20 protein-coding genes and 1 tRNA gene are annotated in these 24212 nt (G+C 37.4%); 17 read left to right on the top strand and 4 right to left on the bottom strand.

Annotated features, from left to right (window positions below):
- Nucleotides 1-15: 15 nt before the first annotated feature.
- Nucleotides 16-91 (bottom strand) — tRNA-Asn (locus tag ABN212_RS16735).
- A gap of 156 nt (nucleotides 92-247) precedes the next feature.
- Nucleotides 248-754 (bottom strand): YlaC family protein, encoded by a 507-nt coding sequence (locus ABN212_RS16730; protein WP_198619821.1) that lies wholly within the window; start codon nucleotides 752-754, stop codon nucleotides 248-250.
- A gap of 455 nt (nucleotides 755-1209) precedes the next feature.
- On the opposite strand from ABN212_RS16730, the gene cspE reads away from it, so the two are divergent.
- The 17 genes from cspE (at nucleotide 1210) to flhA (ending at nucleotide 22797) form a co-directional block, all read left to right on the top strand.
- Nucleotides 1210-1422, top strand: a complete 213-nt coding sequence (gene cspE / locus ABN212_RS16725; protein ID WP_004243573.1) for a transcription antiterminator/RNA stability regulator CspE — start codon at nucleotides 1210-1212, stop codon at nucleotides 1420-1422.
- Between the two features lie 110 nt (nucleotides 1423-1532).
- The gene (dsrB, locus tag ABN212_RS16720; RefSeq protein ID WP_099075784.1) at nucleotides 1533-1727 is read left to right on the top strand and encodes a protein DsrB; all 195 of its coding nucleotides are present in this window, start codon (nucleotides 1533-1535) and stop codon (nucleotides 1725-1727) included.
- A 403-nt stretch (nucleotides 1728-2130) separates the two neighbouring features.
- Complete coding sequence (locus ABN212_RS16715; RefSeq protein ID WP_072068540.1) at nucleotides 2131-2829, top strand: MgtC family protein; 699 nt, start codon at nucleotides 2131-2133, stop codon at nucleotides 2827-2829.
- 3720 nt (nucleotides 2830-6549) lie between these two features.
- Nucleotides 6550-6900, top strand: a complete 351-nt coding sequence (gene flhD / locus ABN212_RS16710; protein ID WP_072063484.1) for a flagellar transcriptional regulator FlhD — start codon at nucleotides 6550-6552, stop codon at nucleotides 6898-6900.
- Nucleotides 6901-6902: 2 nt separating this feature from the next.
- Entirely contained in the window at nucleotides 6903-7484 is a 582-nt protein-coding gene (gene flhC / locus ABN212_RS16705; RefSeq protein ID WP_006533207.1) for a flagellar transcriptional regulator FlhC, read from the top strand.
- A gap of 134 nt (nucleotides 7485-7618) precedes the next feature.
- Nucleotides 7619-8512 carry a flagellar motor stator protein MotA gene (gene motA / locus ABN212_RS16700; protein ID WP_196571556.1) on the top strand — a complete coding sequence of 298 codons (894 nt, stop codon included), beginning with the start codon at nucleotides 7619-7621 and terminating at the stop codon, nucleotides 8510-8512.
- A 2-nt stretch (nucleotides 8513-8514) separates the two neighbouring features.
- On the top strand, nucleotides 8515-9561 hold the full coding sequence (motB, locus tag ABN212_RS16695; protein ID WP_198619822.1) for a flagellar motor protein MotB: 1047 nt from the start codon (nucleotides 8515-8517) through the stop codon (nucleotides 9559-9561).
- Between the two features lie 35 nt (nucleotides 9562-9596).
- On the top strand, nucleotides 9597-11768 hold the full coding sequence (gene cheA / locus ABN212_RS16690; RefSeq protein ID WP_198619823.1) for a chemotaxis protein CheA: 2172 nt from the start codon (nucleotides 9597-9599) through the stop codon (nucleotides 11766-11768).
- Nucleotides 11769-11789: 21 nt separating this feature from the next.
- A complete protein-coding gene (cheW, locus tag ABN212_RS16685; RefSeq protein ID WP_023581802.1) occupies nucleotides 11790-12290 on the top strand; it encodes a chemotaxis protein CheW in 501 nt (166 codons plus the stop codon).
- Nucleotides 12291-12673: 383 nt separating this feature from the next.
- Nucleotides 12674-14380, top strand: coding sequence for a methyl-accepting chemotaxis protein (locus tag ABN212_RS16680; RefSeq protein ID WP_160230501.1), 1707 nt, complete (start codon nucleotides 12674-12676; stop codon nucleotides 14378-14380).
- Nucleotides 14381-14439: 59 nt separating this feature from the next.
- Complete coding sequence (locus ABN212_RS16675; protein ID WP_198619824.1) at nucleotides 14440-16086, top strand: methyl-accepting chemotaxis protein; 1647 nt, start codon at nucleotides 14440-14442, stop codon at nucleotides 16084-16086.
- Between the two features lie 6 nt (nucleotides 16087-16092).
- A complete protein-coding gene (cheR, locus tag ABN212_RS16670; RefSeq protein WP_109373806.1) occupies nucleotides 16093-16983 on the top strand; it encodes a protein-glutamate O-methyltransferase CheR in 891 nt (296 codons plus the stop codon).
- Nucleotides 16976-18028, top strand: a complete 1053-nt coding sequence (locus ABN212_RS16665; protein ID WP_109373805.1) for a protein-glutamate methylesterase/protein-glutamine glutaminase — start codon at nucleotides 16976-16978, stop codon at nucleotides 18026-18028. The genes cheR and ABN212_RS16665 overlap by 8 nt, the downstream gene beginning before the upstream one ends.
- 59 nt (nucleotides 18029-18087) lie before the next feature.
- A complete protein-coding gene (gene cheY, locus ABN212_RS16660; protein ID WP_023581807.1) occupies nucleotides 18088-18477 on the top strand; it encodes a chemotaxis response regulator CheY in 390 nt (129 codons plus the stop codon).
- A gap of 9 nt (nucleotides 18478-18486) precedes the next feature.
- Complete coding sequence (gene cheZ / locus ABN212_RS16655) at nucleotides 18487-19143, top strand: protein phosphatase CheZ (RefSeq protein WP_023581808.1); 657 nt, start codon at nucleotides 18487-18489, stop codon at nucleotides 19141-19143.
- Nucleotides 19144-19565: 422 nt separating this feature from the next.
- Complete coding sequence (gene flhB / locus ABN212_RS16650; protein WP_198619825.1) at nucleotides 19566-20714, top strand: flagellar biosynthesis protein FlhB; 1149 nt, start codon at nucleotides 19566-19568, stop codon at nucleotides 20712-20714.
- The gene (flhA, locus tag ABN212_RS16645; RefSeq protein WP_198619826.1) at nucleotides 20707-22797 is read left to right on the top strand and encodes a flagellar biosynthesis protein FlhA; all 2091 of its coding nucleotides are present in this window, start codon (nucleotides 20707-20709) and stop codon (nucleotides 22795-22797) included. The genes flhB and flhA overlap by 8 nt, the downstream gene beginning before the upstream one ends.
- A gap of 304 nt (nucleotides 22798-23101) precedes the next feature.
- On the opposite strand, the gene ABN212_RS16640 is transcribed toward flhA, so the two are convergent.
- On the bottom strand, nucleotides 23102-23539 hold the full coding sequence (locus tag ABN212_RS16640) for a flagella synthesis protein FlgN (RefSeq protein WP_232799390.1): 438 nt from the start codon (nucleotides 23537-23539) through the stop codon (nucleotides 23102-23104).
- A gap of 16 nt (nucleotides 23540-23555) precedes the next feature.
- Nucleotides 23556-23855, bottom strand: a complete 300-nt coding sequence (flgM, locus tag ABN212_RS16635) for a flagellar biosynthesis anti-sigma factor FlgM (protein ID WP_109396479.1) — start codon at nucleotides 23853-23855, stop codon at nucleotides 23556-23558.
- Nucleotides 23856-24212: the final 357 nt, after the last annotated feature.

Genomic DNA, 24212 nt, shown 5'->3' with positions numbered 1-24212 from the left:
GGGCTTTTCTAAATTTGGCTCCTCCAACTGGACTTGAACCAGTGACATACGGATTAACAGTCCGCCGTTCTACCGACTGAACTATGGAGGAAGCGAGTTCTCGTGAGAACGAGGCGCATAATAACGATGATATATCAGAGTGTCAACGTTAAAAGTGGATTAAATATCTGTTTGGTTGGTTTATCAACAAAGTGGCTAAATAATAGAAGTTATTCTCCGTGTTTTTGTGTGTAACACGGAGAATCAATTAAGTTTGAGGGGATAATTGTGATGCTGAAATTGATTGTTGTACGGGATCAAATGCCATCAGGTACACATCGTAAAAATGAATTTCTTGTTTTTTATTAATAATCTCGCGAATATCTTCTTTTATTTGTTTAGATATTGCAGGGTGCTGGTGAATTTCATTTATGGCTTCATCAGAGAGTTTTTCAAAGGTATACCATTCACCGTTATAGCAAACTCTCAAATCGAGAACACCAATATCTTCAAATTTATAGATAGGTTTTATATCAAATAACAAGATACCTGCCATAACTAAGAACATGACAGTAAAGAGAACGAGCGAGATAACACCAAAGTAAGGTGAATAAATTAATAACGCAGCGAGCAATATATAAGAGAGAACCATGCTGATACATAACCAGATATGGTTTTTTAAAAACTGACTATTAAAATGTGGTTTCCCGTCTCTTTTTTCTGCTGTATTGATCCGGTCTAAATCACGCTCTAAGATTTCTTTTAATACATTCATTGTAAACACCTTAAGAGATGAATGTTGCAAACTTGTTTCTTATTACTAGATTATCACGGGGACAAGATAAGCGGGTAGAACAGTTTTTTTAAATTCTGGTATTAACTGTTATTGTTAGACCATTAAGAATATTCTTAGTCATTGTTAATAATAGAGATAAAATATCAAATAAATTTTATGCACAGTGATAAAAATAGAGGAAGAATTGTATTTTTAATGTGCAATTCGCATTTTTTTAATCTTTAGACGCATAAAACTATTGCTATTAAACTTGTCTCATGCGTTAATGAGTAAGGCCTCAATACAGACCTGATTTATGATTGACATTCTAAGTTAATGAGTTTTAAACAGCATCGCTTTTTGACCGTTTTCTTCATGTGTGCCCATAAGTTATAGGTAGTTCAGGCCAGTAGATGCCGAGAAGGCAACGTTTTATTGATATATAGGAAAGTCACATGTCTGACAAAATGAAAGGTCAAGTTAAGTGGTTCAACGAGTCTAAAGGCTTTGGTTTTATTACTCCAGCAGACGGAAGCAAAGACGTATTCGTTCACTTTTCTGCCATTCAAGGTAACGGTTTCAAAACTCTGGCTGAAGGTCAGAACGTAGAATTCACAATTGAAAACGGTGCAAAAGGTCCAGCAGCTGCTAACGTAACAGCTCTGTAATTTAAAGCCTTTTAAAAATTTTCTTCAAGCCTGTCACCTTATGGTGGCAGGCTTTTTCTTTATGGGTAAAATAAAGAAAAAGAGAATGATAATATTTATCAGGAGAGAAAATGCAGGTTAATGATAACGTTGTTGTGAAAACTGATGGTATTGACGATCGTGAAGGAACTATCCTACTTATCGAAGAATTTAATGAAGGCATAATGTATTTAGTATCACTCCCTGAATATCCAAAAGGAATTTGGTTTTTTAATGAAAAAGAGGGCGGTGAAGGAACATTTGTTAGACCAATACAGCAAAAGTGACTGACGTTTAGGTACGGTTCATTTACATTTTCAAATCAGCTACTTATACTTTTGCCAAATTTTAGTTAGGAGAAAACATAGTGGAGACAGAAAGTTGTAGGTTAATGATAACTCCATTAACTGAGAATAATTTTATTCAAAATAATAGGTAAGCTGTTTTCTTCACTAAAACTGCTTACCATTTTGGTGGGCAGTGCATTGTAATATTCCTTTCTTATATATTCCTATTATGTACTTACCCAAATGATTTCCCTTATGCCGCTAACATAAGAAGGGTAACTTCATGTGCTACATTTTTTTCTCTTTATTTCCTCCACCTAAGGCGATGAATTAATTTCAACACTCTGAACTATCAGAGCAAAATTTTCATATCGATTTTAATCATCATGTAGAGGAAATAAACATGACGATGACGCCTTATATTTTAAATCTCGTGATTGCAATGTGTCTTGGTGCTTTGATTGGTGCCGAACGTCAATGGCGACAAAGAATGGCCGGTTTAAGAACAAATGCTTTAGTTGCAACCGGTGCCGCTGTTTTTATTTTAAGTTCAATAGAAACTTCGCCAGATAGTCCCGGTCGGATCGCAGCTCAAGTTGTTTCAGGTATTGGATTTCTTGGTGCTGGTGTGATCATGCGTGAAGGAATGAATATACGTGGACTTAATACTGCCGCAACGCTTTGGTGTTCAGCAGGAATTGGCGTGTTATGTGGTTTAGGTTTATATCAATTGGCAACTATAGCAACACTTCTTATTCTTTGTGCGAATATCTTACTACGAGAAGCAGCTCAGCGGATAAACGCTCAGCCACAACATCAAGCAATAGATATAGAACAACGCTACTCAATACGAATTATTTGTCATGAAGAAGATGAAGTTTTGGTTAGAACACTCATTTTACAAGCAATAAATGGATTACATGTTCGATTACAGTCTTTAAGCAGTGCTGATACATTGATGCCTAGTCAGCTAGAAGTGTGTGCTGAATTGCTGGCAACACCTGTCGAGCAAAAAGAGATAGAAGCGATTGTTTGCAGAGTAAGTTTAGAAAAGAGTGTCAGTGCAATTAATTGGAAGATAGCGGCAGAGCATCCTGCTTGATGGATCTTTTCAAGATAATATCTTTCTACTTGAGGCGCCCTATATTAAATATAGGGCGCTTTTTTTGTCGTATAAAGACGAGATAGATATCAAATTACAAAGTTATTTCAAAAGGGAATATGAATATTGATAAAAGTTATAAAGAATATAACTTTGTAACTTGTAAGTAATAGAACTGTCATATTTCAAGCTGTTGTGTCGTCGATTATGTTTATTCATACCAGTCACATATTTTTGTTTGTTCTTAGTAAACCATTCACTTTTGCCTATCTAAACCTCAAGTTATTAAGAGCCTTAGCATAATACTTAATTCAAAAACTCATTTCTCTGATGAGAATAATGAGATCTTAGTCATGAGTTACGTATTATTACTGATATATAGAAATAAAGTATTTTGTTTATGTAATTATTATTTTTGTAACTATTACTTTATGGAATAAAAAATAGAAAAATGTGCTCAAAAAAACTAATTAAAATACGTAATAGGGTGGAATATATTCATTTTCGTTTTAATAAAAACAAACATTTTTACCTAAATTGATTAATGTACAATTATTTGTATTGTGGTTAACCCGTATATAATGAGTTATGAATGAAAAATGTTGAACAGAGTTTGGATGTATTTGACGTTATTTCTCATCTTTATTAATCGCCCTTTTTAGACTGATTTGATTTATCTCTGTTTATTTTATTTTTAATAAACAGGAAAAACTAAAATCAAGTAAGCGATTGCTCCCCATAGTTTGCTTATTAAATGAGGTAATTAGGAGTATTGTAGGACAAAAAATCGTTATTAAGGGGCTTAGTGCAGTATAGAATTTTGGGAAAAAAGCGGTGTTTTCCATTGATTATATTGGATTTTTTTTTAATACCTAAATTATACTCTCAAATTATTTCAATGTATTTGGCGAAAATTTTATCAATATTTTCTATTGTATTTAATTTAAGTGTGACTTTTTGAGTAATATTTTTAATTTAATCAAATTAGACTTTCAAAAAATGAGGAAGAATTCAGGAAAATGGTGAGTTTAGACCGCTACAGTAAAGCTGATGAATTGCTGTGGTATGTTGTTTGTAATCACTAATCAATTATGAATGAAAACCTTTTGAAAAATTGTAGGATTTTTTGTAAAAGTCATGTAGAAAAATTGATACCAATAAGTAATCTTATAATAAGAGTAGAAAAACCACACCACTCTTTCCATCCAATAAAATAATAATTTCAAAATTATATTGTTTATAAATTTGTCAAGGACGTAAATCTTACTTATTACAGAAGGAGAATTATCTTAGTATGAAATAGATGTGTCATTAGTATTCGCTGTAAAAATATATATAAAAGATAATTGTGGTACTGACCTTTTTCGATTTACCAAAAAAGATAAAAACAACGATAAGAGGTACATTAATTTAAAAAATTGCTGGTATAAAAGGGTGAACAATCATTTCATGTTTACTTACTAAAAACGATGTAACTCATTTCAATAGAACTGAAAGCAATGCATAAAGTATTTGCATTCACCGCATGAATGATCTCAATTATTACTTTTGAAAAATACGGTTACAATATTTTCAAAACCTTTTTTTTCCAAAAATTTAGAACAGTTTAGGTGTATAGAATACTAAGGTCTGTTATTGGTTTTTAAGACTAATCTAATAAATGAGATATAAGTCTTGATTATTTAGATACACCAATATTTTTATTAGGTTTTGATCGAGAGGAAAAGTCTTTTTAAACGCAAAATTACTCATAAAAAAGGTAATAAAATGAGTAAAATTAGTGGTTAGAATAGAAGAATATTTAGAGATATATTTTAGCGCTTTAAGTAAAGATATACCGATATATAAATCTTTATACTCTCCTAAGCCCATCAACATCAACTTTTGTTAAGTAATGGTGTTGTTACTAAGTCAGCACTTTTGGCTCTGTAATGTCTTGATACTTGTGCTAACTAGGTTAAAAAAAAGAGGCTAACCACATAATAAGAGGAAACGTGAAACAATGCTCATCATTGGTAAGAGTAAAACTAATTACTGATAGGGACTATTTTGGGGCTAAAAGGTAACATTTGATATTTTTTAGTTCGCACTAATGCTAATAGAATAGTCAATGAGATGTTATTTTGATCATATTTGTTTTTCTGTCTTTACATTGAAAAAGTTGATGTGTACAAGTGTTAACTTCAGGTTGTCATATTTGTCATTACAGCCGTTTATTGTGTTGAGATAATGCTGATAACAGGAAAAACAGAATTTATATTTTGCCTTATTATTTTATGAATTAATCACTTTATATTGGAGATCTTGGGATCTTTTTTTATGAAATCGAAATTTATATTTCATAAAATGTCTTTTTTTATAAAAAAAGATGTGTATTTATATAAGATATAAATTATAAATCTGCTTTTTTATTTATATTTTTTACTGGATATTATGTTTTTAATTAATCGTCGATTATTTTATTAATATATATCTATATAAAGAGAAAAATAAGCGGATTTTAATTTGATTTTTTATACTAATAAATTGTGACTTTATTTTATAAAAAAATGATTGTTTTTTTTAATTTAACTTAAGTTAAATGCTATATTATTTTTATATTCCATTTTGAATCGATAATTAAATAACAGTTTTTTTATTTAATTAAATAAAAAGTATTCTTTTGTTTTTATATTAAAATTGTGGCAATTTTAAATTTATATTGTTCATAAAATATACTGTGATTCATAAGTAAAACTTACTTATATGTGGATATTATTTCTTTGTGACTAATTTACAGCCAATAAAACTCTTATTAAGAGTTCTGTAATTTAAGTGTTAAATAGCGCTTAATAATCATTAATTAAATTTTATTATTACAGTTGAAACTTTAATAATGTGGAAATAAATATTCAATGATTTAAGGGTGAAGATGCATAACTAAGAATTTAATTTTATATGACTTATCGTTCTGCTTAATAAATACATCAAGTTATGACATTGATTTTAAAGGATAATTTTTATCGTGAAATAATAAAAAAATTTAGGATAACTATAAATAATTAGAATGGGTTGTTTTTCAAACAAATTGTAAATAAAAAGTGATCATTTCTGAAGGTTTACGTAAATGATGAAAAAAATAATATCTATAGAAATATTTATTAAATTTGGGGGGCTTGTTTAGATAAAGATGAGGAGGAGATATATCAATATATGTTACTGTGATCAAAAAAATCTACAATTTAGGATTTGTCAAATTTTTATGCTGTATTTTTAGATTTATAAGTTTAATAGATCGTATAAAATAAAAAATTATCATTAATATTTTAATTTGGGTAGATTAGCTTATTAATTTACACCATGTTTTATTACTTTTATCACTTGAATAGTTAATGAACTAATTCCATAATAATGATTATCTTTTTGTGATGTGACTCACAGAGTATTTAAATTAGACTACTTTATCCGTTGAATAACTTAATCGTTAAGGAGTAAAGTTGTTGCGTTAGGATTATTCTTAACGAGCTATATTGGCGAGCATTTAAAGTTTACTTTTAATTTAAATGTTTTTTTCGCTACTTTTGAAAATGACCGTAACTAAGTAATACAAGGTAGTGTTACTACGTGTCATGTTCATAAAATGGGGCCTGGAAATTTAATATTACATTTATATTAATTTCCTCGGGATCTTTCATTAGAGAGATCCTCTTTGTTCAATATAATCGGACGGGATGTAAAGAGATGAGTACGGTTGAATTGCTTAAGCATATTTATGACATAAATTTATCGTATTTGCTTTTAGCGCAAAGGTTAATTAACCAAGAAAAGGCTTCCGCAATGTTTCGGCTTGGGATTAGTGACGCGATGGCGGATGCGCTGGCAGAGCTTACATTGCCTCAATTGGTTAAGTTGGCTGAAACAAACCAACTAATCTGTAATTTCCGGTTTGAAGACAGCGAAACAATAGAACAACTCACTAAAGAATCTAGAGTGGATGATTTACAACAAATTCATACTGGTATTCTTCTTTCTTCTAACTTGTTTCGTCAGTTATCGGAACAAGATACTACTGCGACAAAGAAGCGGGCATAACAATGAGTGAGAAAAGTATCGTCCGAGAAGCGAAAGATATTCGCTTAGCAATGGAATTAATCACCTTGGGTGCCCGCTTGCAAATGCTTGAAAGTGAAACTCAATTAAGTCGGGGGCGTTTAATTAAATTATACAAAGAATTAAGAGGGAGCCCCCCTCCAAAAGGAATGCTACCATTTTCAACGGATTGGTTTATGACATGGGAACAAAATATCCATTCCTCAATGTTTTATAACGCTTATCGCTTTTTATTAAAAAATGGCGGTTGTGTTGGTGTTGAGGCTGTTGTTAAAGCTTATCGTTTATACTTAGAACAATGTCCGCCTGTTAAAGATCAAGAACCTATTTTAGCACTAACAAGAGCATGGACATTAGTACGCTTTGTTGAAAGTGGCATGTTGCAACTTTCTGTTTGTACCAAATGTAATGGTTCATTTATTACACACGCACACCAACCAGCTAGCAATTATGTTTGTAGTCTTTGCCAGCCACCTTCTCGCGCAATAAAAAAACGTAAACTTTCCGCCAATCCTGCCGATATTAACTTACAACTGTTGGATGGTCTTGAACAGTTTGCAATGTGATTCGAGATTGAAAGTTAAATATCAGGTTATAGAGTTTAGTTATCTATAACCTGAGCCGTTTCCTCTCCCCCTCCTATCTCTTGCTGCTATGTTCGCCATTCTCTCTATAACGAAATTAGCTAAAGGGATATCGCGTGTTAGTACTCTTAGGATATATCGTGGTGATTTGTGCTGTCCTCGGAGGGTATACCCTCGTCGGAGGTAGTTTAGGCGCATTATATCAACCAGCCGAGTTTTTAATCATCTTTGGTGCCGGCATCGGTGCTTTTATTGTAGGTAATAATGGTAGAGCAATTGTATCAACAATGAAGATCCTACCAAAATTACTTCGTAGCACAAATTACAATAAAGCGATGTACATGGATTTAATGGCACTGATGTTTCGTTTATTGTCAAAAGCGCGTCAAAACGGGATGTTGGCATTAGAGAGAGATATCGAAAACCCACAGCAAAGTGATATTTTTTCTCAGTATCCCCGCATTATGAAAGATGCTTATATGCTTAGCTTTATTACGGACTATATGCGCCTGATGGTGACAGGGAATATGAACCCTTATGAGATTGAATCTCTGATGGATGAAGAGATCGCAACCTTTGAAGAGGAAAGTGAAGTACCCGCTTTAGGTTTGTCAACTATGGGTGACTCATTACCAGCATTTGGTATCGTTGCCGCCGTTATGGGGGTTGTAAATGCGTTAGGTGCTGCGGATAGGCCTGCTGGTGAAATGGGGGCTTTAATTGGACACGCAATGGTTGGTACTTTCTTAGGTATTTTATTAGCTTATGGTTTTATTTCACCATTAGCTTCTCGAATTAGACAACGCTCTAGTCAACAAATGAAAATGATGGAGTGTATCAAAACAACATTGTTATCTAGCATGAATGGATATGCGCCACAGATAGCAGTTGAATTTGGACGTAAAACCCTCTTTCTGGCAGACAGACCTTCTTTTGTTGAATTGGAAGAACATGTACGTCAGGTACGGACACCGATGCAGGCAAATCCTGATGCAATGAAAGAAGAGTAATCATGAAGAGTAATTCACAAATCATTCGAGTTAAAAAGCGAGGGAGAAAACAACATAACGCTCATGGTGGTGCATGGAAGATAGCTTATGCTGACTTTATGACTGCAATGATGGCTTTCTTTCTGGTGATGTGGTTGCTTTCAATCGCTAGCCCTCAAGAATTAACTCGTGTAGCCGAATATTTTCGTACGCCATTAAAAGTTGCTATTGAGAAAGGGCGATTTAGTGGGGATGCAACCAATCCTATTCCTGGAGGAGGGCGTGATCCTGTCTATAACGAAGGTGATATTTTGCCAAAAGGCCAGGAAGATAAACAGCTCAATGAAAAGCAACAATTCCGTCGTTTAAAAGACAGTTTAGAGCAAGTCATTTTAAATGATCCTCGGTTAAAAGATCTGAAGCCTCATTTATTAATAGACATGATGGATGAAGGGTTACGAATTCAGATTATAGATAAAGAAAGCCGACCTATGTTTAGAGTCGGTAGTGCCACCGTTGAACCTTATATGAAGGATATTTTGACGGCAATAGCACCTATTTTAAATGACACGCCATACAAAATCAGTTTATCAGGTCATACCGATGATATTCCTTATGCAAGTGGCGCTTTAAAATATAGTAACTGGGAACTATCAACAGATCGTGCGAATGCCTCTCGTCGAGAATTAATTGGTGCAGGATTGAGTGAATGGAAAGTGTTGCGTGTTGTAGGTATGGCATCAACAGTTCATTTAGTTAAAGAGGATGGTTTTGCACCTGCTAACCGACGGATCAGTATTTTGGTCTTAACGAAGCAAGCAGAACAAAAAATTGTACAAGAAAATGAGCGGGTTGCACCGACAGTAACAGAGACTTCAGAAATTGAACCTCTACTTTCAGGGCAAGAAACCCCACAAGAAAAAGCAGGAAACACACAGACGGGTTCGTCTGTGTCTTCTGCATCTGAGCTTCCCGAATCAAAAAAGGAAAATGTTGAAACAGGAGTTTCTGGGGAAAGTTTGCCATCACAATCGACAAATATTACTACAAAGCAGGGAACAGCACCCTAATTTGTTAGTAATCGCGTAAAGGTGAATGAGTAACGATGGATATTACTGAGTTTTATCAAACATTTTTTGATGAAGCAGATGAGTTGTTAGCTGATATGGAACAGCATTTACTGTTACTTGATCCTGCAAATCCAGATCAAGAACAGATGAATGCGATTTTCCGTAGTGCACACTCCATAAAAGGAGGAGCTGCAACATTTGGCTTCGTTAAACTTCAACAGACCACTCATGTGCTTGAAAACTTGCTCGATAGTGCAAGACGTCATGAGATGGCGCTCACCGACGACATTATTAACCTGTTTCTGGAAGCGAAAGATATTATGCAACAGCAATTGGATGCACATAAAAACTCACAAGAACCTGATGAGGAAACATTTAACTATATTTGTGAGAAGTTGCGTCAGCTGGCTCTCGATGTAAAAGAAGAACAATCCGCTCCTCACGTTGAGGCTGTTGCTGGATCTGAAGCTTCAGACTCACAGGCCACAATGACTGAAACTCCTGTTTTGTCATCTGACGCTGAAAATGTGCAAAGTGAAGCCGTAGAAACCATGGTCGAAGTCGCATCGACGATGGCGGCTGATGGACATTATTATCATCATATTATTTTGTCTGATCTTAAAGAGACAGATATTGATTTAATGCTTGATGAATTAAAACATCTTGGTGAAGTTAGCCAAGTTGAAAAACAGCATCATGGTCTTGAAGCAATATTGAAAACCACTGCAACAGAAGAAGATATCAGCGCTGTACTTTGTTTTGTGATTGAACCTGAACAAATCTCGTTTAAAAAAGTGGCTGTTGCAGAAAAAAACACAGTTACAGAAGAAAGTACAACATCTGTTGATGATGCTCATGTTGAAATCCAAGTTGAGCAACCAGCGCCTGTACAAAAAACCGTTGCTGAAAAAGTGACGCCATCGGCAGAACCTGCTAAAGCACCAGCAGCATCGGCAGCACCAACGAAAAGACCTGTTGCCGCTGCTGCACCGAAAACAGAATCAAGCAGTATTCGTGTTGCCGTTGAAAAAGTTGACCAATTAATCAACTTAGTGGGTGAGCTGGTTATCACTCAGTCAATGTTGGCACAGCACAGTGGTAGTCTTGATCCAGCAATATATAGTGATTTACTAAGTTGTATTGCTCAGCTACAGCGTAATTCTCGTGATTTACAAGAATCTGTTATGTCAATTCGTATGATGCCGATGGAGTATGTTTTCAGTCGCTTCCCTCGAGTTGTGCGTGATGTTGCAGGTAAAATGAATAAGAAAGTTGAGCTAAACATGATTGGTAGCTCAACAGAACTTGATAAAAGCTTAATTGAAAAAATTATCGATCCTTTAACTCACTTAGTGCGTAACAGTCTTGATCACGGTATTGAAATGCCCGCTGATCGTGTTGCGGCGGGTAAACCGGAAGCGGGGCAATTAACCCTGTCTGCGGAACATCAAGGCGGTAATATTTGTATTGAAGTGACTGATGATGGTGCTGGATTAAACCGCGAACGTATTTTGAAAAAAGCGATTTCCTCTGGGCTTGCTGTTTCTGAAAATATGAGCAATGAAGAAATTGCTATGCTGATTTTTGCACCCGGTTTCTCTACCGCAGAAGTAGTAACAGATGTTTCTGGTCGCGGTGTGGGTATGGATGTTGTAAAACGAAATATCCAAGAGATGGGTGGTCAAATTCAAATCAGTTTTGAAGTGGGTAAAGGAACGCGCATTCGTATTTTACTTCCACTGACATTAGCAATTTTAGATGGTATGTCCGTTAAAGTTCATGACGAAGTCTTTATTTTACCATTAGGAACGGTAGTCAGTTCTTTACAACCGGAAGAAGACGATATTTATCCATTGGCTGGCGATGAGAAATTATTGCAGGTCAGAGGGGAATATTTACCACTGATTGAACTGCATCGTACTTTTAATATTGAAGGCGCTCAAACTGATATTACCCAAGCAATTGCGGTTATTGTTCAGAGTGCCGGACGTCGTTATGCTTTATTGGTAGATCAATTAGTTGGCCAGCATCAAGTTGTTGTTAAAAATATAGAAAGCAATTACCGAAAAGTTCCTGGTATATCTGCTGCAACAATTATGGGCGACGGTAGTGTGGCTTTAATTCTTGATGTACCAGAATTGCAACGTTTAAGTCATACACAAATGACGAATAAGAAAAAGAATACAACTGCAAGCGCAGTCATTTAATAGTGAGGATAAAATAAGATTATGGCTTCGGAACATTTCGAGAAATTATCCGGTGAAACTGTTGGACAAGGATTTCTAATTTTTACGCTGGGCGATGAAGAATATGGAATTGATATTTTAAAGGTTCAAGAAATTCGCGGATATGACCAAGTTACACGTATTGCTAATTCACCTAGCTTTATTAAAGGCGTAACTAATTTACGGGGCGTTATTGTTCCGATAGTTGATCTGCGTATTAAATTTTCACAAGAAAGTGTAACTTATAATGACAATACTGTTGTTATTGTGGTTAACTTATTAAATCGAATTGTAGGAATTGTTGTTGATGGCGTTTCTGATGTTCTTACGCTAAAACCAGAGCAGATCTGCCCCGCGCCAGAGTTTGCGGTCACAATGTCTACTGAGTATTTAACAGGTTTAGGTACTTTAGATGAAAGAATGCTTATTCTTGTGGATATTGAAAAATTACTCAATAGTGAAGAAATGGAATTAGTCGATAGCGCAACAATTCAAGCTAAATAAGTTTTGTTTTTTTTAAAATAATCTAAATACTGTTCCGGTAATTTTGCCGGAATAGCTATTTCTATCTTTTTTTATTTTATTAGCGAGTGCTAAAGCATTAAATTAACTTTAAGTAAAATTAAAAGATAAAAAAGAACTAATAATTTTAGTTAAGTTCTATTTTATTATTTATCAACTTATAAGTAGCTATCACCTAGCTATAATATTTTTCTACTGACGGAAATAACTTTAAAGTTTTTTATACTTATAATTTTAATTAAAAACAGTATTACCACCGCTTTCTAATGGAGCAAAAATGCGACTAAGGCGAAATGAATCCTATAAAGTTTCTCTTAAGTCTGCCGATAACTTGCTCATTACCATTTATTATAAAAAGGGAAACTATGTTTAGCCGAATGAAAATAGTGACTGGATTATTATCCATTCTTCTGTTGTTTGGTGTTTTGCAGTTTGTATCTGGGGGTGTTTTTTACTCAAATATCGTTGAGACAAGAAATGACCTGAATAAAACACTAACAATACAGGATCAACGTGAGCGTCTAGATGAAAGCTGGGCTAACTTACTACAAGCGCGTAATAATATTAATCGTGCAGCGATTAGTTTTTTATTACAAGATAAAAATCTTAATGTAGATGATTCTCTGTCTGTTGACTATTTGACGGGGCTTGCTCGTAAAAATATGTCTCGTGCAGACGAGAAATTTAAAGAATTTGAAAAGAATATTACCGCTTATCAAGTTCACTCAGAAGATGATGTTCGTAGCTTAAAAGGGCGTTTTATCGAATATTTCTCTGCATTAAACCAACTAGAAATTTTACTTCAAGATAGAAACTTAAAAGACTTTTTTGAGCAACCAACCACGGGTTATCAAGACGCTTTTTATAAAGAATATCTTGCATATGTCATGCGCAATGAAAAATTTAACGAAGAGTTAAATGTGGCACTAGAAGCCTCTCATCAACGTACTGTCATTACTATGGTTGTGTTAGCTATTATCGTTATCTCGGCATTAATTCTATGCTGGTTTGCATTACGTAATGCCTTAATTAGACCATTAAATTCACTTCTATTAAGTATTAAAACCTTCTCTGAAGGTGATTTACGTCCAAATATCGAAGTGAATGGTCGCAATGAAATGAGCTTGTTAGCAAATGGTTTAAAACATATGCAACAAGAGCTTATTCAAACTGTTCGTGGTGTCTATCAAAGTACGGAAAACATTTATAACAGTACAAGTGAAATTGCTGCTGGAAATAATGACTTATCTGCTCGTACAGAAGAGCAAGTGGCTTCGTTAGAAGAAACTGCTGCAAGTATGGAACAGTTAACGGCGACCGTGAAACAGAACGCGGACAATGCTCGCCAAGCAAGTAACCTTGCTAATGACGCCTCAGATATTGCCCGCCAAGGCGGAAAAGTTGTTGCTAATGTGGTGCAAACGATGCACGACATAGCCGGAAGTTCTCAGAAAATCACCGATATCACAGCTGTTATCGATGGCATTGCATTCCAGACCAATATTTTGGCACTGAATGCAGCTGTTGAAGCTGCAAGAGCCGGTGAGCATGGTCGCGGATTTGCGGTAGTTGCCGGTGAAGTTCGTAACCTTGCACAGAGAAGTGCAGAAGCTGCTAAAGAAATAAAAACACTGATTGAAGATTCTGTAAATCGTACTGAAACGGGTTCTGTACTCGTTGAAAGTGCGGGTGAGACGATGACGCGTATCGTGGATTCAGTAACGCGTGTTACTGACATCATGGGCGAAATCGCTTCTGCATCAGATGAGCAAAGCCGAGGTATTTCACAAGTTGGCCTTGCGGTTTCTGAAATGGATCGTGTCACTCAGCAAAACGCCTCTTTAGTAGAACAATCTGCAGCCGCTGCTGCTGGTCTTGAAGATCAAGCAGTTGCATTAACCCGCTTAGTTTCAATCTTCAAATTACCGGGTCAGGAAGAAAAAACGCTAGAAAGAAAGGAATCGGATGCAACCCCTGTAGTTAAAGCCGCTGCTCCACTTATAAAACCAGGAACCTCAGAAAAGAAAAAGAGCAGCAGTGTTGAAGATCCCGCTAACTGGGAAACTTTCTAACAACAACAAGTGGCTGACAAGCGGTGGCTTTTAACCACCGCTTTAAACGAGGTGAAGGCATGTTTAGGTTTCGCAAATTAAAGATATCCACCAGTCTCTATTTATTACTGATGATGTTTTGCGTTATGCAGGTGATTTCTAGTGGTATTTCGCTAGGGATCGTTCATTTGAATAACGAACAACTCACCAAAGTAGATATAGATACATCTAAGCGAGATGAATTAGGATTAAGTTGGGCATCTTTAATACAAACACGTAATGCGATTAATCGTGTAGCTATTGCAGTGAAAACTGAACAGTCAACGGATTATATTCAATCTATTGAATCAATTGCACTTTCACGTTTGGAAACGGCGAATACTCATTTTCAAAATTTCCTTGCTGAGATAAATAAAGAGGCAATCCCAACAGAAGAAAAAGAAATCGTTGAAGCTGTAAAAAACGATTATCACGTTTTATATGGTGCATTAACTGAATTACATAGCATGTTAAAAAACAATAACTTCCAAGGTTTTTTAGATCAACCAACGGAACGTTATCAAACAGCGATGGAAAATTCATTTAATACCTATATGAATTATGTTCAGAGCGAAATTACTGAATCTATAGAGCAGGGACATCGCTCTTATACTATTGCTATCTTGATGTTTATCGGTGCAATAGCGATGGTTATTGTTGTATCACTCGCCGCTCATCGCTGGCTAAGTTTTAATATCATTAAGCCTTTCGCAAGTTTAAGCCGTTATTTTAATGATGTTGCTACCGGTAAATTAAATCGTGAAATTCTTGTCTTCACCGATGATGAAATAGGGGATGTGTTTAGACGACTACGAGATATGCGTGGTGAGCTCGCGCGTTCTATTCGTATCGTTCGAGACAACAGCCATGCTATGTATTCTGGTATTCAAGAAATTTCCAAAGGAAATACGGATTTATCCTCAAGAACTGAACAACAAGCTGCTTCGTTAGAAGAAACTGCGGCAAGCATGGAAGAGTTAACAGCAACGGTAAAACAAAATGCTGATAACGCCCTGCAAGCGAGCAAGCTCGCAGAGTCTGCTTCTGAAACAGCCATTCGTGGTGGCCAAATCACGAATAGTGTTGTTGAAACCATGGATGCGATTACACAAAGTTCTCAAAAGATAGGGGCTATTATCAGTGTGATTGATGGTATTGCGTTCCAAACCAATATATTAGCACTTAACGCGGCGGTTGAAGCTGCTCGCGCGGGTGAACAAGGACGTGGATTCTCTGTTGTTGCTGGAGAAGTTCGTAACCTTGCTCAACGTAGTGCTGATGCTGCAAAAGAAATTAAATTGTTGATTGATGAATCTGTTTTACGTGTCTCTCAAGGTTCTCAACTCGTTAATAATGCAGGGCAGACAATGGAGGAACTCGTCACATCAGTAAATAAAGTCACTGAGTTAATGGCAGAAATTGCCTCAGCTTCTGATGAACAAAGCCGAGGTATTCACCAAGTCGCTGATGCAGTCAGTCAGATGGATCAGGTGACACAGCAAAACGCTGCTTTGGTGGAGCAATCAGCATCTGCTGCCGCAGCATTAGAAGATCAGGCTAATAACCTTGTTAATGCTGTATCGGCATTCGAGTTGCCTGACACGGATGAGGATAATAACTCTTCATCCCTAGAAGGTAATGGGTTGAAAAAAGCAGATAAAAAATCATTTTTTAAAAAGACCCATTAAAAAACAATGAAACGTAATGTTACTGAAGTCTTATCAGATATCGCTGCTCAACCGTTGGATATTTTTACCCAACGGTTTATGTTGTCCGATGATCAGTTCCAATCTATATGCCAATTGATTTATCAAAAGGCAGGTATTGTGCTGACTAACAACAAAAGGGAGATGGTTTATAACCGTCTCACTAGGAGGTTACGTGAATTACGGATGAATAACTTTGGTGACTATCTTGCGTTTCTTAAAAGTGATGTACGCAACCCTGAATGGCAAGAGTTTGTAAATGCATTAACAACCAATCTCACCGCATTTTTCAGGGAAGCGCATCATTTTCCTATTTTGGCAAAACATGCCAGAAAAAGAGCAGGAGGCGTCTACCGAGTATGGTGTGCAGCTGCATCTACTGGAGAAGAACCTTATTCAATTGCGATGACTTTACGCGATGTTTTTGGAAATAACCCTTATAAAACCAAAATTATTGCCAGCGATATCGATACTAATGTGTTGGATAAAGCACGAAAAGGTGTTTACCGACAGGAAGAGCTTAAAACATTAAATAATGAATATTTGAAAAAATATTTTCTCAAAGGTGTCGGCGATTTTGAAGGATACGTGAAAATTAGACAGCAAATTAGCGAGATGGTCTCTTTTCAGTATTTGAATTTACTCGATAAGCAATGGGATTTAGAAGGCAGTTTTGATGCGATTTTTTGTCGTAATGTCATGATCTATTTTGACAAAGCGACACAACAAACCTTACTTAACCGCTTTACCTCATTACTTAAGCCAGACGGAATGCTGTTTGTTGGACATTCTGAAAATGTAAGCCAGCTTAGCAAGGATTTCTACTTGCATGGGCATACCGTTTACGGGCTGACACCAGCAAGGAGAGGTTATGAATAAAATAACGGTACTCTGTGTTGATGATTCGGCGCTAATGCGTCAAATCATGCGAGAAATCATCAACAGTCATAGCGATATGGAAGTTGTTGATTGTGCACCAGATCCTATAGTGGCTCGTGACTTAATAAAAAAGTACAACCCACAGGTATTAACGTTAGACGTTGAAATGCCACGCATGGATGGTATTGATTTCTTGGAAAAACTGATGCGATTAAGACCAATGCCTGTCGTTATGGTCTCATCATTAACAGCAAAAGGCTCAGAAGTGACGTTAAAAGCGTTAGAACTGGGCGCAGTTGATTTTGTGACTAAACCACAGCTTGGTTTGCGTGAAGGTATGATGGCTTATAGTGAACTGATTGCCGAGAAAATTCGTGCTGCTGCACAGGCACGAATTAATCGCCGAGAAGTACAAGCACCTCCTTCTAAATCATTGTCATTTACACCGATGATTTCGAGTGAAAAGTTGATTGCAGTAGGCGCATCAACTGGTGGCACAGAGGCTATTCGTAATTTTCTAGAACCATTACCTATTACCAGCCCTGCGATATTAATTACGCAACATATGCCCGCAGGGTTTACACACTCATTTGCAGAACGATTAAATCGTTTATGCCAAATTAGTGTAAAAGAAGCAGAAGATGGCGAACGTGTATTACCTGGGCATGCTTATATTGCGCCAGGTGATTATCACATGGAGCTTCGTCGTAATGGTGCTAACTACCAGATCCACATTAATAAAGAGCCTGCGGTCAATCGTCATCGTCCTTCCGTCGATGTGCTATTTAGGTCTGTCGCAAAATATGCGGGACGTAATGCCATCGGTGTGATTTTAACCGGAATGGGAAGTGATGGTGCTGCTGGTTTATTAGAGATGCGTCGCGCTGGTAGTTATACCTTTGCACAAGATGAAGCGAGTTGTGTCGTCTTTGGTATGCCTCGTGCTGCGGTTGAATTAGGCGCAGTAGACGAGGTGAAAAGCATAAGCGCAATGAGTAAAGCTGTTCTGATGAAAATCAGTAGCACACAATCATTGCGTATCTGATTAAGTTCAGTTTAAAAAGCAACACAGTAATTTGCCGATATATTTTGAAGGAGTTTTCAATGGCAAGTAAGGATCTGAAATTTTTAGTGGTTGATGATTTTTCAACAATGCGCCGCATAGTTCGTAATTTGCTAAAGGAATTAGGATTTACGAATGTAGAAGAAGCAGAAGATGGTGCTGACGCGTTAGCTAAATTACGCAATTCGGCAATCGATTTTGTGATCACAGACTGGAACATGCCAAACATGGATGGTCTAGAGCTTCTTAAAAATATTCGTAGTGATGCGGGACTTGCAGCAACACCAGTACTCATGGTGACCGCTGAAGCTAAAAAAGAAAATATCATTGCAGCAGCGCAAGCTGGTGCAAGTGGATATGTTGTTAAACCTTTTACAGCAGCAATTCTTGAAGAAAAACTAAATAAAATTTTTGAAAAACTGGGCATCTAAGGAGTCGCAATGAGTGGGAATCCAATTATGCCGAAAGATAATATTGAAATGACATCTGATATTATCAGCCGGATCGGACAATTGACGCGGATGTTACGCGACAGTTTGCGAGAATTAGGATTGGATAAAGCAATAGCCGAAGCAGCAGAAGCCATCCCTGACGCTAGGGAACGACTGGACTATGTTGCTCAAATGACCGCTCAGGCAGCTGAGCGTACATTGAACTGTGTCGAAGCTGCGCAGCCTAAACAGGATGCGTTAAGTGCCGATGCGACTAAGCTTACTGAACGTTGGGACCAATGGTTTGAACAGCCAGAAGAGCTGAAAGATGTACGCTCTCTTGTAACAGATACCCGCAATTATTTGCGGGATATCCCTGAGAGTACGGCTTTTACTAACAGTCAGTTATTGGAAATTATGATGGCACAGGATTTCCAAGATCTGACCGGCCAGGTAATTAAGCGCATGATGAGTGTCGTTCAAGAAATTGAAAAACAACTTGTGATGGTCCTAATGGAAAACCTGCCACCAGAGCAACTTGAAAAGTCTAATGTGAAGAAAGAGACTGACTCTTTATTAAATGGTCCACAGGTTAATAAAAACAACGCTGGTGTGATCAAAAATCAAGATCAAGTTGATGATTTACTGGAAAGTTTAGGTTTCTAACCTTCTAATGAGTTTTAGGGCGATAAGGACGTTGAGATATGCAGGACGCATTCGCTCTATGCTCAGCTCTTTTAGGATGATGTATTTTATGGATAAAAAAGTACGTAATAATGCTTTAATAGCCCACGCTATTGAAGAAAATGTAAGCCGCTTTTTTTAAGCGGCTTTTGATGTTGTCGAAATAATCATCAAAAGCAAAATTACTCAATTTTACTGTGAATTTTGCTGATTTCCTTATAATCAGCGTCAATATTGCTTATATCTCCATTTTTATCATTGAGTTGTTTTTCCAGTGCATACCGTCATAGCCCAAAAAGCCCCGTAAATTTGCGATTGTTCAGCCCATCAATTTCCTCTGAATTTGTCATGCTTAGAGTCATTTCATTCATGCTTTTAATCTCAATATCTAAATCGGACAGACTGTGGCTGAAGATAGCGATCTCGAAAAAACAGAGGAACCCACACCCCATAAACGGGAAAAAGCCAAAAAGGATGGACAAATTGTCCGTTCTAAAGAGCTATCGTCCGTATTAATGATCTTGGGGGGCGTGAGTTTGCTGTGGATGAGTGGTGGATTTATCACCCGTGGGCTACATGCCATGTTAACAGAAGGATTTACGTTTAATCATCACCTTATTGGTAATGAGAATTTGTTGATCCCTCGATTTGGTAGCTTGATTAAACAAGCTGTTTTTGCGCTATCTCCCGTGTTTTTGGGGTTAGTGATCGTGGCAATTGGTGGCTCTGCCTTATTAGGCGGGATTAACTTTAGCAGTAAATCCATTAAGTTTGATCCAAAAAAATGGAACCCTATTTCTGGGTTAAAACGCATATTTTCAATGAATGCGTTGGCTGAATTATTTAAAGCGATACTGAAATCAACTTTTGTGGGGATCGCCGCAACCGTTTTTTTATGGCACAACTGGAACGATATTCTCCATTTGATCACACTGCCACCGCTTAGTGCGCTAGCCAATGCAATGCAACTGCTGATTTTTGCCGTCTACATTACGGTTTTTATGCTGATACCGATGGTGGCATTCGACATTATTTTCCAAATTCGTAGTCATTTGAAAAAGCTACGTATGACGCGCCAAGAAATTAAAGATGAATTTAAACAGCAAGAGGGTGATCCGCAACTTAAAGCGCGTATCCGTCAGCAACAACATGCGATGTCTCGTCGCCGAATGATGGCGGATGTACCGAAAGCAGACGTTATTGTTACGAACCCAACACATTATGCTGTTGCACTGCAATACAACGACAAAATGACCGCACCTAAAGTTTTAGCAAAAGGTGCAGGGGCTATTGCGTTAAAAATTAAAGAGATTGGTGCAGAAAATCGAATTCCGCTTCTAGAAGCACCACCGCTTGCTAGGGCGTTATATCGTCACAGTGAAATAGGTCATGCAATACCTTCAACCCTTTATGCTGCGGTTGCCGAGGTGCTTGCATGGGTTTATCAACTGAAACGATGGAAAACCGAAGGTGGTTTAAAACCTAAACAACCTATGAACTTGCCAGTGCCTCCCGCACTGGACTTTGCTGGAGAAGATAATCGTCATGGCTAATTTGGCCTCATTACTCCGCTTGCCGGGAAATTGGAAAAGTTCTCAGTGGCAGATACTGGCAGGGCCAGTGCTTATCTTGTTGATACTGTCAATGATGGTATTGCCATTGCCACCTTTTCTATTGGATTTATTATTTACCTTTAACATCGCACTCTCCATCATGGTGCTGTTGGTCGCAATGTTCACTCGACGTACTTTGGACTTTGCTGCTTTCCCTACTATTTTGCTGTTTACTACGTTGTTACGTTTATCATTAAACGTGGCTTCAACACGTATCATCTTAATGGAAGGACATACAGGGCCAGATGCTGCGGGACGCGTTGTTGAAGCCTTTGGCCATTTCCTTGTTGGCGGTAACTTTGCTATCGGTATTGTGGTCTTTATCATCCTTATTTTGATTAACTTTATGGTTATCACTAAGGGGGCGGGACGTATTGCTGAAGTAGGTGCGCGTTTTGTGTTAGATGGAATGCCGGGTAAACAGATGGCAATCGATGCTGACCTGAATGCAGGCATTATCAACGAAGACGAAGCAAAAAAACGCCGTAAAGAAGTTTCATTGGAATCCGACTTTTACGGTTCAATGGATGGTGCGAGTAAGTTCGTTCGTGGTGACGCCATCGCAGGCTTAATGATCCTTGTGATTAACGTGGTGGGTGGTCTTATTGTCGGTGTCGCTCAACACGGGATGGCATTAAACGATGCTGCAACGACTTATACTCTTTTAACCATCGGTGATGGTCTGGTTGCTCAAATTCCTGCATTGATTATCTCAACAGCAGCGGGTGTTATCGTTACTCGTGTTGCAACAGATGAAGATGTTGGGCAACAGATGGTTACCCAACTGTTTGACAACCCTCGTGTTCTACTGTTAACCGCAGGTGTGCTAGGTCTGTTAGGTTTAGTACCAGGAATGCCTAACTTTGTTTTCCTTTTCTTCACCGCAGCATTAGGTGGATTAGGTTGGTATATCTTACGTCGCAACGCTAACCCTGAAGTGCATCAACAAAAAGAGATGGAAGAAGTTGAAAAACAAAATCGTGTTGTTGAAGCTTCATGGGAAGATGTACAACTTGAAGATCCATTAGCGATGGAAGTAGGGTATCGCTTAATTCCAATGGTAGATAGTCGCCAAAATGGTGAGTTGTTAGGCCGAATTAGTGGTATCCGTAAAAAGTTTGCTCAGGAAACGGGGTATCTTCCTCCTGTTGTTCATATCCGAGACAATATGGAATTAAGACCTTCTTCTTATCGCATTCTAATGAAAGGGGTTGAAATTGGTCATGGTGAAGCGCATCCAGGTCGTTGGTTAGCAATCAATCCGGGTAATGCCGTTGGCTCTTTAGAGGGCGATATTACTCAAGAGCCTGCATTTGGTTTACCTGCTGTTTGGATTGATGACAGCTTAAGAGAGCAAGCTCAGGTTCAGGGCTATACCGTTGTTGCTGCAAGTACCGTTATTGCAACACATTTTAACCATGTATTAGCGAAATATGCATCGGAATTATTTGGTCGTCAAGAAGCACAAATGCTGTTTGATAGGGTGAGTAAAGAGCTCCCTAAAATGACAGAAAATATGATCCCAGATATGCTTTCACTCACTGTATTGCACAAAGTATTGCAAAACCTGCTGTCTGAACAAGTGCCTATTCGTGATATGAGAACCATATTAGAAGCCTTAGCAGAGCATGCACCAGATCAAAAAGATCCGGCTGAATTAACGGCGGTTGTTCGTGTTGCACTTCGTCGTGCGATTACACAACACTGGTTTGGCGATCAAGATGAAATCCAAGTCATTGGGTTAGATGCAAGCTTAGAGCGTATTCTTGTTCAAGCAATGCAAAGTGGCGGCGGTTTAGAGCCAGGACTGGCTGAAAATATTGAACAACAAGCAGCGGATGCGGTACGTCACCAAGAGATGTCAGGTGGAGCTCCTGTATTATTAGTCAATCATGCGTTACGTTCATTATTGTCACGTTTCTTACGCCGTAGCCTGCCACAATTAGCTGTATTGTCGAATATGGAAGTCAGTGAAGGTCGCCATATTCGTATGACATCAATGATTGGTGGACAACCTCATTAATCATTCTCGCTAATATGTCATTATCTAAATTTAAGGCCACTTTATTAAGTGGTCTTTTTTGTGTTTGTAATGGTTGATAAAACTGAAGAGTGCGATGGGTTAGTGTGTTAGAAAAGGTGCGGTAATAAAGGCTCAAATAAAAGCCAATGTTTAGAGAAGAAAATGATGTGCCACTAAAAGATGATAGATAACAGTGCTAGTGTGATCTGCTGGTGGCTTAAAGTGAGAGGTGTTTTATTGGAAAAGCAAAACGCTATCAATATTGATAGCGTTTCGTGTGAATTCTGATAATTATTGAAAAAACCTAAACCTGAATTTTACGCCCAGCCAGTGTTGAACGCTGTGCTTGCCCATCAGAACCATAAAGGGTTGGGCTGTGGTTCTTCTGCAAAAAACGGATAGCATCACTATTACGAGAGATGTGTTGATCGAGTAGTAATCCGTTATGTTGATTTAGATATCTTAACTCCGCCGTGATGTCTATTATCTGTGTCCATAAATCAGATAAGAACGGCAACCCTGTATAAGGTTTTTCTACACCGGCTTGTTGGCTTAGCGTATGACGCTGTTGGTCTGTATGACCTAAAGCAGACAAGACAAAATTCTTCTGTTCAGTCACTTCGTGCAGGGCATTGATATCAATATTACCTGCGCATAATAACTGTTGTTCAGCACGTAAAATACCCGCAATGGTATTAAGCTGTGATAATTGAAGATCTAAAGTCTGGCGGAGTTCTTCCATCATAATCATTAAAATATTATTGAGTTATGCTTTCAGCAGCTTCACGGAAAAGAGCATCCGCAATTTTACCACTGTCCATGGTTAATGTTCCGTTGGCAATTGCTTCTTTCAAGTGAGCAACTTTCTCAACGTTAATGTCTTTATTTCCAGGTTGAACAAGTTTTTTCTGCGCTTCACTAAGTTTTACAGAAGTGTCGCCTGTTGCAGTTTTTTGTTCAGTTGTTCCCGATTTACGAGAGCCCTGAGTGATTTCACTCGGGTTGCGTTGTGCAATTGCGTTAATCGGAAGCAGTGGATTTGCGCGTTCAATACTCATAGGAAAATCCTTTGTTAGGCATCAATTAATAGTCAGATGAAGCCATTGTAAAACAACCTATGTGTTTTCGCCTATCATCTTGTTTCTTTATATCGGCTGTGAAATCAAAAACTTTAATCTTAGTCGTGATACTCGTTATACTTTAAGTTGTAGCGTTGTTAGCTACATTCACTCGCACTAGTCACACTACTCGTCATACTTCAAGCCGTAGCGGTGTTGACCGCATTCACTCACACTAGTCACATACTTATGTATGCTCCTAGCGATTCGTTCATTTGTCGCCTAGCTACAACTTGAGTTATTTAGAGTATCTATATGCGATGCTTTAAATATGCGATGTTTTAAATTATTGTCTAA

The sequence above is a fragment of the Proteus genomosp. 6 genome, assembly GCF_040139785.1.
Lineage (GTDB): Bacteria > Pseudomonadota > Gammaproteobacteria > Enterobacterales > Enterobacteriaceae > Proteus.
Note: the sequence above shows the minus strand (reverse complement) of the source record. Positions and strands in the feature narration are given on the sequence as shown.